The sequence below is a fragment of the Cupriavidus sp. 96C5-1 genome (assembly GCF_057798855.1).
Genome location: NZ_JBYOJU010000034.1, coordinates 12937 through 28396, shown reverse-complemented (window position 1 = coordinate 28396; position 15460 = coordinate 12937). Strand labels below are relative to the sequence as shown.

Annotated in this window: 14 protein-coding genes; 6 read left to right on the top strand and 8 right to left on the bottom strand. The window is 65.9% G+C overall.

Annotated elements, in window-relative coordinates; translation table 11 throughout:
* Positions 1-17: 17 nt before the first annotated feature.
* The 4 genes from AC3FOF_RS30135 (at position 18) to ligD (ending at position 4803) form a co-directional block, all read left to right on the top strand.
* On the top strand, positions 18-479 hold the full coding sequence (locus AC3FOF_RS30135) for a RidA family protein (RefSeq protein WP_488728681.1): 462 nt from the start codon (positions 18-20) through the stop codon (positions 477-479).
* Positions 480-565: 86 nt separating this feature from the next.
* Positions 566-997 (top strand): CopG family transcriptional regulator, encoded by a 432-nt coding sequence (locus AC3FOF_RS30130; protein WP_488728680.1) that lies wholly within the window; start codon positions 566-568, stop codon positions 995-997.
* A 47-nt stretch (positions 998-1044) separates the two neighbouring features.
* Positions 1045-2172, top strand: a complete 1128-nt coding sequence (locus AC3FOF_RS30125; protein ID WP_488728679.1) for an extracellular catalytic domain type 1 short-chain-length polyhydroxyalkanoate depolymerase — start codon at positions 1045-1047, stop codon at positions 2170-2172.
* 66 nt (positions 2173-2238) lie between these two features.
* A complete protein-coding gene (gene ligD, locus AC3FOF_RS30120; RefSeq protein WP_488728678.1) occupies positions 2239-4803 on the top strand; it encodes a DNA ligase D in 2565 nt (854 codons plus the stop codon).
* A 42-nt stretch (positions 4804-4845) separates the two neighbouring features.
* On the opposite strand, the gene AC3FOF_RS30115 is transcribed toward ligD, so the two are convergent.
* The 5 genes from AC3FOF_RS30115 to cyoA are packed head-to-tail and all read right to left on the bottom strand — an operon-like array spanning position 4846 to position 9848.
* Positions 4846-5652 carry an SURF1 family protein gene (locus AC3FOF_RS30115; RefSeq protein ID WP_488728677.1) on the bottom strand — a complete coding sequence of 269 codons (807 nt, stop codon included), beginning with the start codon at positions 5650-5652 and terminating at the stop codon, positions 4846-4848.
* Positions 5649-6053: a cytochrome o ubiquinol oxidase subunit IV gene (cyoD, locus tag AC3FOF_RS30110; protein WP_017229465.1), complete on the bottom strand. Its 405-nt coding sequence runs from the start codon at positions 6051-6053 to the stop codon at positions 5649-5651. Before cyoD ends, AC3FOF_RS30115 begins: the two co-directional genes overlap by 4 nt.
* A complete protein-coding gene (gene cyoC / locus AC3FOF_RS30105; protein WP_017229466.1) occupies positions 6050-6721 on the bottom strand; it encodes a cytochrome o ubiquinol oxidase subunit III in 672 nt (223 codons plus the stop codon). The genes cyoD and cyoC overlap by 4 nt, the downstream gene beginning before the upstream one ends.
* Positions 6714-8717: a cytochrome o ubiquinol oxidase subunit I gene (gene cyoB / locus AC3FOF_RS30100; RefSeq protein WP_488728676.1), complete on the bottom strand. Its 2004-nt coding sequence runs from the start codon at positions 8715-8717 to the stop codon at positions 6714-6716. Before cyoB ends, cyoC begins: the two co-directional genes overlap by 8 nt.
* A gap of 57 nt (positions 8718-8774) precedes the next feature.
* A complete protein-coding gene (gene cyoA / locus AC3FOF_RS30095) occupies positions 8775-9848 on the bottom strand; it encodes a ubiquinol oxidase subunit II (RefSeq protein WP_276265939.1) in 1074 nt (357 codons plus the stop codon).
* 165 nt (positions 9849-10013) lie between these two features.
* Between cyoA and AC3FOF_RS30090 the strand changes: the two genes are divergently transcribed.
* Positions 10014-11339, top strand: coding sequence for an MFS transporter (locus AC3FOF_RS30090; protein WP_035815317.1), 1326 nt, complete (start codon positions 10014-10016; stop codon positions 11337-11339).
* A gap of 57 nt (positions 11340-11396) precedes the next feature.
* Here AC3FOF_RS30090 and AC3FOF_RS30085 read toward each other — a convergent pair whose 3' ends face one another.
* The 3 genes from AC3FOF_RS30085 to AC3FOF_RS30075 form a co-directional block, all read right to left on the bottom strand.
* On the bottom strand, positions 11397-12221 hold the full coding sequence (locus tag AC3FOF_RS30085; protein ID WP_488728675.1) for a tetratricopeptide repeat protein: 825 nt from the start codon (positions 12219-12221) through the stop codon (positions 11397-11399).
* A 7-nt stretch (positions 12222-12228) separates the two neighbouring features.
* Entirely contained in the window at positions 12229-13131 is a 903-nt protein-coding gene (gene ku, locus AC3FOF_RS30080) for a non-homologous end joining protein Ku (protein WP_035815319.1), read from the bottom strand.
* 179 nt (positions 13132-13310) lie between these two features.
* Positions 13311-13856 carry an ureidoglycolate lyase gene (locus tag AC3FOF_RS30075; protein ID WP_488728674.1) on the bottom strand — a complete coding sequence of 182 codons (546 nt, stop codon included), beginning with the start codon at positions 13854-13856 and terminating at the stop codon, positions 13311-13313.
* Between the two features lie 265 nt (positions 13857-14121).
* Between AC3FOF_RS30075 and AC3FOF_RS30070 the strand changes: the two genes are divergently transcribed.
* Positions 14122-15444, top strand: coding sequence for an MFS transporter (locus AC3FOF_RS30070; RefSeq protein ID WP_488728718.1), 1323 nt, complete (start codon positions 14122-14124; stop codon positions 15442-15444).
* The last annotated feature ends 16 nt before the right edge of the window (positions 15445-15460 follow it).

Here is a 15460-nt window from a genome sequence, read left to right as displayed (position 1 = left end):
ACCTGACGGAGAGAAACATGAGTGAATCGGTATATGACAAGCTGGCCGAGCTGGAAATCACGCTGGAACCGGTATCGGCGCCGGGCGCCCTGTTTGAAATGACGGCCCAGACGGGCAAGACCGTCTTTGTCTCCGGCCACATCGCGCGCAGGAACGGTGCCCCGTGGGTCGGCAAGCTCGGGCAGGACATGGGCACGGAAGAGGGCGGCCTGGCAGCAAGAGCGGCGGCCATCGACCTGATCGGTACATTGCACGCAGCGCTTGGCGATCTGAACCGCGTCGCGCGCATCGTCAAGGTGATGAGCCTGGTGAATTCCGCGCCGGACTACACCGAGCAGCATATCGTCACGAACGGCGCCTCCGCGCTGTTGAGGCAGGTCTTTGGCGACAAGGGCCGCCATGCGCGCAGCGCTTTTGGCGTGGCGCAGTTGCCGATGGGGGCATGCGTGGAGATCGAGCTTGTGGTGGAAGTGGCCTAGGCCGAACAAAGCCCCATCCTGCTTGACCCGCAGCCCCATCCATCCTATAACCATCCCACTGGATGGGATTTGGATGGAATCTGATCATGCTGGAGCAGCAAGAGGCGCTTTTTTCGGCTTCCAGGCCTAAAGGCGGCGAGACCGAGAAGATCACCATCAATCTCGGCCCCGTCGACCTCGGCCAGATCGACCTGCTGGTCGAGGAGGGCTTTTACTCCAACCGCACGGACCTGATCCGCACGGCAATCCGCAACCAGCTGGCCGTGCATGCCCAGGCCGTCAGCGAGACCGTGACGCGCCGCGCGCTGGTGCTCGGCCTGCAGCACTTTTCCCGCCAGGACCTGGAGGCCGCGCAGGCCGCCCGCCAGCGTCTCGATATCCACGTGCTTGGCCTGGCCAGCATCGCCTCCGACGTGACCCCCGAGCTTGCCCTTGCCACGATCCAGTCGGTCGCGGTGCTGGGCGCTTTTCATGCCCCCGCCGCCGTCAAGGCCGCGCTGGCCGGGCGGATCCGTTGAGCCGCACTGCAACCTGACTGCAACCGAAGCTCCACCGGCGGACCCCGATGACGAAAATGAATGAAGAATTCCTGGCCTCGATGCGGGAAGCCATGGAACTGCTGCGTACAGCGGGTCCTCTGGAGGCCACCGGGTTTATCCAGCGCGCGCTGCGCGGTATCGATGCCGGTGCCCAGCCCCGGGCGCAGCCCGAGACCAGGGTGCAGCCGGCGCAGGTGGTCGAGGCGCTGCTGCCGCGCCCGGCCGGGGCAGAACGTCCCGCCGCAAGGGAGGAGACGCACGTCCGGCCCGACAAGGCGGAGCACGCGCCGCATGGCGACAGCCACGGCGCGGGTCATTTCAGTGCCAGGACCTATGCGAACCACGCCGGGCAGCGCGGCTACAAGCTCTATGTGCCCGGCGGCGACAAGGGCCGGCCCATGCCGCTGGTCGTGATGCTGCACGGATGCACCCAGGACGCCGACGATTTTGCCGTGGGCACCCGCATGAACGCGCTGGCCGAGCGGCATGGCTTCCTGGTTGCCTATCCCGTCCAGCCGATGACGGCCAATCCATCCCGATGCTGGAACTGGTTCAACCCGGCCGATCAGCAGCGCGCCCTTGGCGAGCCCGCGCTGATCGCGGGCATTACCCGCGAGGTGATGGCCAGCCACCAGGTCGATGCCGATCGCGTGTACGTGGCTGGCTTGTCCGCCGGCGGCGCCATGGCCGCCGTGATGATCCAGGCCTATCCCGAACTGTATGCCGCCGCGGGAGTTCATTCCGGCCTGCCCTGCGGCAGCGCGCATGATCTGCCGTCGGCGCTCGCCGCGATGCATGGCGGGAAGATGGGCGCCGGTGCGGGAGCGGCGGAGGCCGGGCCGCGGCGGCCCCTTATCGTCTTCCATGGCGATGCGGACACCACGGTGCACGTGTCCAATGCCGGCCGCTTGCTGCTCGCGTTCGAGGGCGGGGTTTCCCTGGACGGCAAGCCGCAACGCAGCCGCGGCGGGCGCACCTTTACCTTGCGGCACCTGACTTCGCCCGACGGTATCGATGCGGAGTACTGGCTGATTCACGGGGCGCCGCACGCATGGGCGGGGGGCAGCGCGCGCGGGTCTTACACCGATGCCAGCGGCCCCGACGCCAGTGCGGAGATGGTGCGCTTCTTTCTCGCGCACCCGATGCGGAAGTAGCCCGGCGCAAGGGCTGCCGCTATCCTTGCGGATAGCGCAAGGCACGCGCCGGCGGCCGGAGGCGACATGGCGAAGACGAAGCAGGGCAAGGCGGAGCAGCCGCCTGCGCATCCCCCGGATCCCCTCGATCCGCTCGATGCATACCGGGCCAGGCGCGACTTCGGCATCAGCGCGGAGCCCGGCGGCCGGCAGCGCGGGCGCGAAGCCGAGGCGCCGGCCCTGTCCTTCGTCGTGCAAAGGCACGCGGCGCGGCGCCTGCATTACGACTTCCGGCTGGAACTGGACGGCACGCTCAAGAGCTGGGCCGTGCCCAAGGGCCCGAGCCTGGATCCGGCGGACAAGCGGATGGCCGTGCAGGTCGAGGACCATCCGCTGGCGTACGCCGGCTTCGAGGGCGTGATCCCGGAAAAGCAGTATGGCGCCGGCACGGTCATCGTCTGGGACCGCGGCCTGTGGATCCCGCTGGGCGATCCCGTGGCCGGCTATCGCGATGGCAAGCTCAAGTTCGAATTGCGCGGGCGCAAGCTGCAGGGCCACTGGACGCTGGTGCGCATGCATGGCCGCCAGGACGAGCGGCAGCCGCCGTGGCTGCTGATCAAGGAGCGCGATGCATTCGCGCGGCCGGCGGCGGAATATGACATTACCGCGGCCTTGCCGGACAGCGTGCTGTCGGGGGCGATGGCCGCGCCCGCCGCCGGCCGTAGCACGGCGCGGCCGGCCACCGCCGGGCGCTCCGGGTCAAGCGAGAGGGCCGGCCGGTCCCTGCCAGGCGGGGCCAGCCCCGCGGCCTTGCCGCTGACCCTCGCTCCCCAGCTAGCGACCTTCGCCACCGCCGCGCCGCGCGGGCGCCGGTGGAGCTATGAGATCAAGTTCGACGGCTACCGCATACTGGCGCGCATCGACGGCGCCCAGGTGCGCCTCTTTACGCGCAATGGCCACGACTGGACATCCAGGCTGAAGGGGCTGGCCTCGCAGATCGCCGGCCTGGGGCTGGATTCCGCCTGGCTGGACGGCGAGATCGTGATGCTGGACCCGCGTGGCGCAACCGATTTCCAGGCGCTGCAGAACGCCTTCGAGAGCGCGCACGTGGAGGCGATCCAGTACTTCCTCTTCGACATCCCGTATTGCCAGGGGCATGATCTTCGGGCGGTGCCGTTGGCCGAACGGCGCGACGTATTGCGCCGCCTGCTGGACGGCACAAAGGCAGGCAGCCTGCATTTCAGCGAGAGCTTCGACGCGGAGCCCGGCGAGCTGCTGGACGCCGCGTGCAGGCTGGGGCTGGAGGGCGTGATCGGCAAGCGTGCCGATGCGCCCTATGTGTCGGCGCGTACCGAGAGCTGGATCAAGCTCAAATGCACGCAAGGGCAGGCGTTCGTGATCGGCGGCTTCACCGATCCCAAGGGGGGCCGGCACGGGTTCGGTTCGCTGCTGCTGGGCGTGCATGACGAGCAGGGGCGGCTGGCCTATGCGGGCAATGTGGGCAGCGGGTTTGACGAGCGAACGCTGGCAGACCTGGGCGCGCGCCTCGGCAAGCTGCGCACCGATGCGTGCCCGTTCGGGCGGCCGCCCGCGCTCAAGGCGCACTGGGTCGAGCCCAGGCTGGTGGCGGAGGTTTCCTTCGCCGACTGGACCAGGGAGCGGCGGGTGCGCCAGGCCGTCTACCACGGCTTGCGCAGCGACAAGCCGCCGCAATCCGTGACGGTCGAGAAGGCCGTCGCGGTCGTGCCGGAAAGCCGGCCGGCACGCCGCAAGACCGTGGTCAGCCACGCGGACCGCGTGATCGATCCCGCCACCGGCCTGACCAAGGGCGACCTGGTACGTTTCTACGAGGGCATCGCCCCCTGGCTGTTGCCGCACCTGCGCGGCCGTCCCGTGTCGCTGGTGCGCGCGCCGGCCGGCATCCAGGGTGAACTGTTTTTCCAGAAGCATGCCGATACCCTCAGGATTCCCGGCATCAGGCTGCTGGACCCCGCGTTGTGGCCCGGGCATCCGGCCTTGCTCGAGATCGACGGCGAAGCGGCGATCGCCGCCGCGGCCCAGCTCAATGTGGTGGAGTTCCATACCTGGAACGCAACCAGGCGCAGCATCGGCAAGCCCGATCGCCTCGTCTTCGATCTCGACCCCGGCGAGGGCGTGCCATGGCAACACGTGCTGGACGCCGCCGCGCTGACGAAAACGATGCTGGACGAACTGGGGCTGCAGGGATTTCTCAAGACGAGCGGGGGCAAGGGCCTGCACGTGGTGGTGCCGATCGCGCCCCGGCTGCCCTGGGAAGACGTGAAGGCGTTTGCGCGCAGCGTCGTGATCCATATGGCGGGCACGATCCCGCAACGCTTCGTTTCCAGGAGCGGCCCGCGCAATCGCGTCGGCAAGATCTTTGTGGACTACCTGCGCAATGGCCGCGGCGCCACCACGGTGTCCGCATTCTCAGCCCGGGCGCGTCCCGGGCTGGGCGTCTCGATGCCGGTGTCGTGGGACGAACTGGGGGAGTTGAAGGCGGGCAACCAGTGGACCATCCTGAGCGCCCCGGCGCGTGCCGAGGCCTTCTCCCGGGCGGATCCGTGGGCCGGGTATCCCCGCATCCGGGCCGGCCAGCGGCTGGCGGCAGCGATCAGAATGCTGGGGGCGTGAGTCCCGCTCGTCCGGCGGCAAGCGGGCTTGTCTTCACTGCGCCTATGGTTTCCGGCGGTTCCGCCACATATCCCTGCCCACGTACCAGGCGGCCCAGGCCACCATGATGGCCAGCGCATACCAGGTGATCGCGTAGACGAGATGGTTGTTGTAGAAGGAGACCACCGTCAGGCCGCCAACCGGCCAGGCGCGCTGGGCGCCTTCGGCCGGCGGCTGGAAGCCGGGGCCATCGGCATCGATGAAATAGGGCGCGACATTGGTCAGGCCACGGGCGGCGGCAATCGCCGGCACATCGCGCGAGTACCAGAGGTTGGTGGCGGGATCGTTCTTGCGCAGGAAGGCCATGCTGGGCTCGCTGATTCGCAGCAGGCCGGAGACGGTGGTCTCGCCGCTGGCTTCGGTCGCGCCGCGCGCCGCGCGGTCGCGCTGCTCGGGCGGCACGAAGCCCCGGTTGACCAGCACAACGGCGCCATCGGCCATGCGCAGCGGCGTCAGCACCCAGAAGCCGGTGCCGAGTTCGGTGCTGGCCTGGATCAGGGTTTCCCGATCGTTCAGGAAGGTGCCGGTGGCGCGCACGCGCCGGTATTCATCGTTGGCCGCGTTGATCTGCGGCCATTGGTCGCGGCCCGGCGCGGCGATGGCGGGCGCGTGGATGCGCTGGTCCACGCGGGCGATCAGGTCCAGTTTCCAGGCCCGGCGCTGGACTTGCCAGGTGCCGAGCGCGAAGAAGCCGGCGAAAACCAGGGCGGCGATCAGTGCAAACACCACCAGCGTGGCGGTGCCACGGGAACGGGAAGGGCGGTCCGGACTGGCGGCGTCGTGTGCTTGGTGCGGATGTCGGGTGGTCAAGGCAGGTTTTTCATGTCGTGCAAAGACGGCATCATATTCTCATTCAGGTGAAACATCACCCAGAGCGAGCCGCTAAGCGCGATGACCACCAGCACGATCGTAAAGATCAGCGCCAGCATGTTCCAGCCGCCCTCCGACCTGAAATTCATATGCAGGAAATAGATCATGTGCACCACGATCTGCACGGCGGCACAGCTCAGCAGGATCAGGGCGGTGGTGCTGGATTTGTCGAACACCTTGCCGATCACCAGCGTGAAGGGGATCGCCGTCAGGATCACCGACAGCACGAAGCCCGTCATATAGCCCTTGAAGGTGCTGTGGCTGGCGCCGTCGTCATGGCCCTCGTGGCCATGGTGTCCGTCCTGGCCGTGGGCCGGGAGGGTACTGTCGTGCGCGCTCATGGCAACACTCCCATCAGGTAGACGAAGGTGAACACGCCGATCCACACCACATCCAGAAAGTGCCAGAACATGGACAGGCACATCAGGCGGCGCTTGTTCGCCGGGATCAGGCCGTGCTGCCGAAGCTGGGTCATCAGGGTGATCAGCCAGACAATGCCGAAGGTCACGTGCAGCCCGTGCGTGCCCACCAGGGCGAAGAACGAGGACAGGAAGGCGCTGCGCTGCGGCCCGGCTCCGTCGTGGATGAAGTGCCCGAACTCGAAGAGTTCCACGCCGATGAAGGCGGCGCCCAGCAGGCCGGTAACGGTGAGCCAGGACATGGTCCTGCGTACCTGGTTGTTCTGCATCTCCAGCATGGCGAAGCCATAGGTGATCGAGGACAGCAGCAGGAACGTGGTGTTGAGTGCGACCAGCGGCAGGTCGAACAGGTCGGCGCCCGACGGGCCGGCCGCGTAGCGGCGGCCCACCACGCCATAGGTGGCGAAGAGGCAGGCGAAGACCAGGCAGTCGCTCATCAGGTAGAGCCAGAAGCCGAGCAGGGTGCCATTGGGCGGGTGGTAGTCGCCGGCGACGTGGAAGCTCAGTTCTTCGGGGCGGGTGCTGCCCGGCGTGCTGGTGATGCCGGCGTCGAAGTCGCCTGGGCCGGCTGGCGCGATGGCGTCATGCATGGCCGGCAAGCAGGCGCGTGCGCTCTGCCTCGGTGCGGACCACATCGTCGGCCGGGATGTAGTACTCCCGCTTGTAATTGAAGGTATGCCCGATGGCCACGGCCAGGACGGAGAAGAACGACAGGCCGGCGAGCAGCCACATGTGCCAGATCAGGGCAAAGCCGCAGAGCGTGCTGAGACCGGCCAGGATGATGCCGGCGCTGGTGTTCTTCGGCATGTGGATGGGCACGAAGCCCTCCCGGGGACGGACATATCCGCGTTGTTTCATCTGCCACCATGCATCGTTGTCGTGAATCAGCGGAGTGAAGGCGAAGTTGTACTGGGGCGGCGGCGAGGAGGTCGACCACTCCAGCGTGCGGCCTCCCCACGGGTCGCCGCTCAGGTCGCGCAGCGATTCCCGCCGGCGGTAGCTCACCACCAGCTGGATCAGGAAGCTGCCGATGCCCAGCGCGATCAGGAAGGCGCCGACCGCCGCCAGCTGGAACCAGATCTGCAGCGACGTGTCCGTGAAATGGCTCAGGCGGCGCGTCACGCCCATCAGGCCGAGCACATACAGCGGCATGAAGGCGAGATAGAAGCCGACCAGCCAGAACCAGAACGAGCATTTGCCCCAGAACGGGTCGAGCTTGTAGCCGAAGGCCTTGGGGAACCAGTAGGTGATGCCGGCCATCAGGCCGAACAGCACGCCGCCGATGATCACGTTATGGAAGTGCGCGATCAGGAACAGGCTGTTATGCAGCGAGAAGTCGGCGGGCGGCACGGCGAGCAGCACGCCGGTCATGCCGCCGATCACGAAGGTGATCATGAAGCCGACGGTCCACAGCATCGGCACCTCGAAGCGCACGCGCCCCTTGTACATGGTGAACAGCCAGTTGAAGATCTTGGCCCCGGTCGGTATCGAGATGATCATGGTCGTGATGCCGAAGAAGGAGTTGACGCTGGCCCCGGAACCCATGGTGAAGAAGTGGTGCAGCCAGACGAGGTAGGACAGCACCGTGATCACCACCGTCGCGTACACCATGGACGTGTAGCCGAACAGGCGCTTGCCGCTGAAGGTGGAGACGACTTCCGAGAAGATGCCGAACACGGGCAGCACCAGGATATACACCTCGGGATGGCCCCAGATCCAGATCAGGTTCACATACATCATGGCGTTGCCGCCGAGATCGTTGGTGAAGAAATTGGTGCCGACGTAGCGGTCGAGCGAGAGCAGCGCCAGCACCGCCGTCAGGACCGGGAAAGCCGCGATGATCAGCACGTTGGTGCACAGCGCGGTCCAGGTGAACACCGGCATCTTCATCATGGTCATGCCCGGCGCGCGCATCTTCACGATGGTCACCAGCAGGTTGATGCCCGAGAGCAGGGTCCCGATCCCCGCCACCTGCAGCGACCAGATGTAGTAGTCGACCCCCACGTCCGGACTCTGCATCAGGCCGGACAGCGGTGGATACGCCAGCCAGCCGGTGCGGGCGAACTCGCCGACGAACAGCGACATCATCACCAGCACGGCGCCGCCGGCGGTCATCCAGAAGCTGAAGTTGTTGAGAAACGGAAAGGCCACGTCCCGCGCGCCGATCTGCAGCGGCATCACGAAGTTCATGATGCCGGTGACCAGCGGCATGGCCACGAAGAAGATCATGATCACGCCATGCGCGGTGAACACCTGGTCGTAGTGGTGCGGCGGCAGGTAGCCCATGGAGTCGCCGAAGGAGACGGCCTGCTGCAAGCGCATCATGATCGCATCGGAGAAGCCGCGCAGCAGCATCACGATGCCGAGGATGACGTACATGATGCCGATCTTCTTGTGGTCGATACTGGTGAACCACTCGCGCCAGAGGTAGCCCCAGGCGCGGAAATAGGTCAGTGCGCCGACCAGCGCCAGGCCGCCCAGCGCGACGGCCGCGAAGGTCGCCAGCAGGATCGGTTCGTGGAACGGAATCGCCTCCCATGTCAGGCGGCCGAAGATCAGCTTGGTGAAGTCTAGGCGCTCAGGCATATTGGTCCGCACCGGCTAGGCACGTTTAAGGAGAACAGGGAGGCGTCTTGCGGTTCGTCATTGCGCCCGCTCTGGGACGGGCGCGCCGGCCGTGCCGGCAGGGTCGCTGGCAGTGCAGACGGGGCCGGCGTAGGTGCGCGCCGGCATGTCCGACAGGCCCAGGCTGGTACGCGTGGCGGCCGCGGGCACGGCGAAGCTGTCGGCGCCGGCTCTGCCGCGGCCGTTGCGCTCGTCCACGGCCATCATGTCCTTCATGCACATGCGGTTGGCTTCCACGCAGCGATTCAGGATCGCGTCGTACAGGCCGGACGCCACGCTGGCGTAGCGGCGCACCGGCTCGCGCTCGCTGGGCTGCTCCAGTTTCAGGTAGGCGTCGCGCGTCAGTGCGGTGCCGCCGGCCTTGTTCTGCTGCACCCATTGCTCGAACTCGCGGGTGCTCATGCCGTGGAACTTGAAGTGCATGCCGGAGAAGCCCGCGCCGCTGTAGTTGGCCGAGAAGCCGTCGTAGATGCCAGGCTGGTTGATGACCGCATGCAGCTTGGTCTCCATGCCGGGCATGGCATAGACCTGGCCCGCCAGGGCCGGGATGAAGAAGGAGTTCATCACGGTGGAGGCGGTGATCCTGAAACGGATCGGCCGGTCCACGGGAGCCGCCAGCTCGTTGACGGTGGCGATGCCCTGCTCCGGATAGAAGAACAGCCACTTCCAGTCCAGCGCCACGACTTCCACGGTCAGCGGCTGGCTGTCCGGTGGCAGCTCGCGCTCGGCATCGAGCTGCGCCAGTGGCCGGTAGGGATCGAGCTTGTGCGTGCTGACCCAGGTGAGCGCGCCCAGCGCGATGATGATCAGCAGCGGCGCCGCCCAGATCAGCAGTTCCAGCAGGGTCGAGTGATCCCAGTCGGGAGCGTATTCGGCTTGCTGGTTGGAGGCGCGGTAGCGCCACGCGAACAGCAGGGTCAGCACGATCACCGGCACGATGATCAACAGCATCAGGCCGGTTGAAATGATGATCAGATCACGTTGGCGAACCGCGAGGTCGCCGGAAGGGGAGAGGAGGACGGCGTTGCAGCCGGTCAACAGTGCAACGGCGGGAAGTAACAGCAGTCCGCGCTTGGCTTGGAGAATGGGCATTGCCGGCAAGGGGTAGCGTGACCGTCACGGTGACCGCTGACTCTACGCCGCCGATTTTTTTGCGTGCATTGGACCTTTTCCCTATGGCGCATCGGCATCGCTCTCGCCTATTCTTATGGTTGCAATACGAAGCACGATCCCGACGACTCACGAGCAGGGACGATGATGCCAAGCGTCACACAGCAGCACCACTCGCCTTCCGTACCCCCGGCGCCTGAAGTCGCCTCGCACCGCGCCCACGTGGCGCCGACGGAGATCGCCGCCGGTGTCGTCATAGGCCGGGCGTCGGAGTACTTCGATTTCTTCGTCTACGGCATTGCCTCGGTGCTGGTCTTCCCGTCCGTCTACTTTCCGTTCGCGGACCGCCTGGAAGGCCTGCTGTATGCCTTCGCCATTTTCTCATTCGCCTTTATCGCCCGGCCGTTCGGCACCACGCTGTTCATGACGATCCAGCGCCGGTGGGGGCGCGGCGTCAAGCTGACGGCGGCGTTGTTCCTGCTTGGCACCGCCACCGTCGGCATTGCCTTCCTGCCAACCTACGCCACGCTCGGCGGCGCATCGATCGTACTGCTGTCGTTCTTCCGCGTGCTGCAGGGCATCGCCTTCGGCGGCTCGTGGGACGGGCTGCCTTCGCTGCTTGCGCTCAACGCACCGCCCAACCGGCGAGGCTGGTTCGCCTCGCTTGGGCAACTCGGCGCGCCGATCGGCTTCCTGGTCGCCAGCGCCCTGTTCCTGTTCCTGCATACCAACCTGGACGGCCGGGACTTCCTCGACTGGGGCTGGCGTTATCCGTTCTTCGTCGCGTTCGCCATCAATGTGGTGGCCTTGTTCGCGCGCCTCAGGCTGGTGCTGACCGAAGAGTACACCCGCTTGCTGGACGAAGGCGAACTGGAGCCGATCGAAACCATGACGATCGTGCGCGGGCAGGGTTACAACGTCTTCCTGGGCGCGTTCGCCGGGCTGGCGAGCTATGCGCTGTTCCACCTTGTCACGGTGTTTCCGCTGTCCTGGGTGGAGCTGAATACCAATGAGGATGTCAACAGCATCCTGGTGATCCAGATCGTCGGTGCCGCGGTCGCCATCCTCGGCACCATTGCCTCCGGGCGGATCGCGGATCGTATCGGGCGGCGCACCACGCTCGGCGTGCTGGCGGTCCTGATCGGCATCTTCAGCCTGTTCGCGCCGTTCCTGATGGGCGGCGGCCTTGGCCGGCAAGGCATTTTCATCGTGGTCGGGTTTGGCTTGCTGGGCTTGTCGTACGGGCAGGCGGCGGGTGCGGTCACGTCGAACTTCGAGACGCGCTTCCGCTATACCGGCGCGGCGCTGACTTCCGATTTTGCGTGGCTCTTTGGTGCGGCTTTTGCGCCGCTGGTGGCGCTTGGATTGTCGTCCAGGTTTGGCCTTGTCGCCGTCAGTCTTTACCTGCTTTCGGGCACTGCGTGCACTATGTTGGCGCTGCGGATCAATCGGGTGCTGGGGTCGCGGGACTGAGGGGCTGTTTTATTCAGGATGGAGTGATGGGGTTGGCGCTACCGGCGCCAACCGGGCTCACGCGCGTGGCTGCAGTTTGCGGTACCGGTTGAAATGCCGGATCGCTCGCCGCGTGTCGCCCAGTTCCTGGTGCAGGCGCGCGGCATTGAAGTGGGCATCCGCGAAGTCAGGCTGCAGGGCAATGCAGCGTTCATAGCTGGCCAGTGCTTCCTGCCTGCGGCCGTCGTCCTCTTGTGCCACTGCCAGATTGAAATGGATCAGCACTTCGTCCGGCAAACGCGCCAGCGCGTTGCGGTACAGGTCCACTGCGTCGGCGTACCTTTTAGCGTCGCATAGCATGCAGCCCAGGTTCAGGTAGGCATCGAGATAGCCCGGATCGGCGGCGATGGCCTGGCGATAGACCGCCTCGGCTTCGGCGGGAGACGCGCTTTCCAGGTCGCAGGCCGCACGGAACCAGCCTGCCGCGCTGTCGGTCTGGGCTTGCCGTTGCAGCGGGGCCACAGTCGCGCTGGCTGTGCTGCCAGCCTGGGCATTGAAATCCATCAGCTGCTGGCCCGATTCCACGTGCCATTGCCGGTTGCCTTCTCTCACCACCACCTCATTGCCAACGGCGACGATGCGTACTCCGCTCAGCGGCTGTTCGCTGCCCTGCGATGTTTTCAGCCGGGCCAATGCGCGAAGGATCCGCCGGCCCGGTATGTTTGCCGCGCGCAGGGAATGGGCCGTGCGCAGCATGACCACATCGCGGAACGTGAACAGGAACTCGCGCCGCGGCCCCCTGGCCGGGGTCACGATCCCCGCCGCAATCAGCCGGGAGGCAATGCCCCGGGAGATGCCAAGCATCGCCTGGATTTCCCTCAGGGTATAGGTATAGGTCGGCATCCGCTGGTCACTTCTTCGACGCTGCGCGCCGTGCGGGGGCCGGTGCGGATGTCGCCGGCGTGGCGCGCTTCGCGCTTTTGCGCTCCTTGGGTTCGAGATGCGACGTGGCGGCCGCGCCGGCCGCCCGTTTTTTCTGTCCCACGCTCGCGCGAAGGGCTGCCATCAGGTCGATGACCTCGGCGCCGCCGCCTTCGGCCCGGTGCTCTTCGGTAACGGTGATCTTCTTGCCGGCGATCTTCTTGTCGATGGCGGCGAGGATGCGTTCCTTCTCTTCGTCCGCGTAGGCCGTGGGGTCGTAGCCTGCCACGGCGTTCTGTTCGATCAGCTGCCGGGCCAGTGCCAGTTCCGCAGCTTGCAGATCGGCCTTTTCGACGTGCAATTCGGCCATCGGCCGCACCTCGTCGGCGTACAGCAGTTGCTGCAGGACAAGGCCGTCCTCGCCGGTGCGGACCTGCACCATGGCCTGCTTGCCTTTCCATACCCACCTGGCCAGCGCGCAGGTGCCGGTCTGCTTCATCGCCTCGGCCAGCAGGCGGTACGGCTTGGCGCCCCGCTTGTCGGGCCCGAGATAGTAGGCCTTCTCATAGTAGATCGGGTCGATGGCGCTGGCGGGCATGAAGGAAACGATGTCGACGGTGTGCTGTGCCGACGCTTCGAGCGCGTCGAGTTCGTCCGGCTCGAAGACTACGTAGTGATCCTTCTCGAACTCGTAGCCCTTGACCATGTCGGCGCGCTCGACAACCACGCCTTCGCGCAGGCAGACGTATTGCTGCTTCAGGCGCGAGCCGCAGCCCTTGTGCAGCAGGTTGAAGCTCACCCCGGCTTTGCTTTCGGTCGCGGAATACACCTTTACCGGGATCGAGACCAGTCCAAAACTCAGGGAGAGGGAGGCGATGGAGCGCGCGGCCATGGCAGTCCCCTTGGTAACACGAACGATATTGACCAGCTTATACCGTGCCCGGGGCTTGGAAAGCCCGCTTGCCATGACGTGGGGAGCACTCCTGTCCGTGCCTGGAAAAACCCGGCCCGAAAAAGAGGCGCAGGCGCCGCCGGGGAACTGGCCACGGAGGTTTCACCCCGGCCCGCCGGTCATGGCGAAATCTCGAGTCCGGCCCGCAGTTCGGTGACGTCGCAGTTGTGCCCTTCGCCACCCCGGTCCACGACCACGAAACGGGCGTTGCCCTGAGTCACGATCAGCGAGTGGTGCCAGATGCCGCGCGCGTAGTTGACGCCCTGCCTGCCATTGGTGACGAATGCCCGGATGGCGGTCTCGTCGAGCTGGTCGCCCGCTGGCGCCACGACCACCAGGAATACCGCTTCTCCCATTGGCACGAATGCCTGGCTGCCCAGCGGATGCCTTTCCATCGACGCGATGACGAGCGGCAGCGCGTAGGGCTGCGCATCGAAGAAACTGATCAAGGCGCGGCCGCCGCCCGCGCCGACGTCGATCCCGGCCAGGTCGTTGTAGCGCAACGTCATGCCGCCATTGATGACCATCGGCGCACGCCCCTCGCTTTCGATGACATCGCCAAACGCCGCGAAGGCGGCTGCGCTCAGCGGCTCGACCGGCAGGCGCGCCGCCGGCGGCCTGGAAGGCGTTGGGCGATCGATCGCCGTTTCGTCGGGAGGTGACACGTTATTTCCTCTTGGTTCCTGATATTCAACGGGCGCCCGGAAGGGCGGCTATTGGTCTGGTGCAGATCTGTATATTTCAACTGGTAGTACCAGTAATGTCAGTATCGGGTCTCGTGCCGACATCGTCAAGTCGGCAAAAATACAGGGTTTACGCCGGTTTCCTGAGATTCTTGGTGGACGTATTCTCCTTCATCGCTAACAAATCATACTGGTAATACCAGTAGAGTGGCTCGCCACACCATCCGAGGAGGAAACCGCAGTGTCCCTGACCACCGCCCCATCGCTGGCCCCCGAGCCCGCTGCCGCCAGTGCCGCCGCGGCACAGGAGAACGCCGTCTACCGCAAGGTAGCGTGGCGGCTGCTGCCGTTCCTGATGCTGTGTTACGTCGTGGCCTATCTGGACCGCGTCAACGTGGGCTTCGCCAAGCTGCATATGCTGGCCGACCTGCAATTCAGCGAGTCCGCTTACGGGCTGGGCGCGGGCCTGTTCTTCATCGGGTATTTCTTCTTCGAAGTGCCGAGCAATGTCCTGATGCACCGGATCGGCGCCAAGGCGACCATCTCGCGCATCATGATCATGTGGAGCGTGATCTCCGCGGCGATGGTGTTCGTGCAGACGACCACGCAGTTCTATGTGCTGCGCTTCCTGCTCGGCGCGGCCGAGGCCGGCTTCTATCCCGGCATGATCCTGTATCTCACCTACTGGTTTCCGTCGCATCGCCGCGCCCGCATGGTGGCGCTGTTCATGTGCGCGATCCCGGTCTCCGGCATCTTCGGCGGGCCGCTCTCCGGTTTCATCATGGAGTCGATGCAGGGCCTCGCCGGCCTGCGGGGCTGGCAATGGATGTTCCTGATCGAGGCGCTGCCTTCGCTGCTGGTCGGCATTGCCGTACTGGCCTATCTCGACAACAACATCCGCTCGGCGCGCTGGCTGACGCAGGCCGAGAAAGACCTGCTCGAGCGCAACATCGCCAGCGAGAACGCGGCCAAGGACGGCCACATGTCCCTGCGCCAGCTGGTCTCGGACAGCCGCATCGTCAAGATGGCCTGCATTTGCTTCTGCACGGTGATGGGGCAGTACGGGCTGACGTTCTGGCTGCCCTCGCTGATCCGCCAGGCCGGCGTGACCGGCGCGCTGAATATCGGCTTGCTGACGGCGATTCCGTTTTCCGTCGCGGTGTGTTCGATGATCCTGGTCAGCCGCAGCTCCGACCGTATGCGCGAGCGCCGCTGGCACCTGATCGTGCCGTTCTGCTGTGGCGCCGCCGGGCTCGCGCTGAGCGCCATATTCAGCGACAACGTGGTGCTGTCCCTCGCGGCACTGGCGCTGGCGGCCGGCGGCAGCCTCGCCACCTCGCCGCTGTTCTGGAGCCTGCCCACTGCGCTGCTGTCCGGCGCCGGCGCCGCGGCCGGCATCGCCATGATCAACTCGTTCGCCAATCTGGCCGGCTTCGTCAGCCCGTACATGATCGGCCTGATCAAGGACGCGACGCAAAGCACGAACATGGCCATGTTCGTGCTGGCGGGTGTGCTGCTCTGCGGCGCCGCGTTGACCTATACGGTGCCGGCACGGCTGGTGAACAAATAAGGGGAGGGGGCGCGGC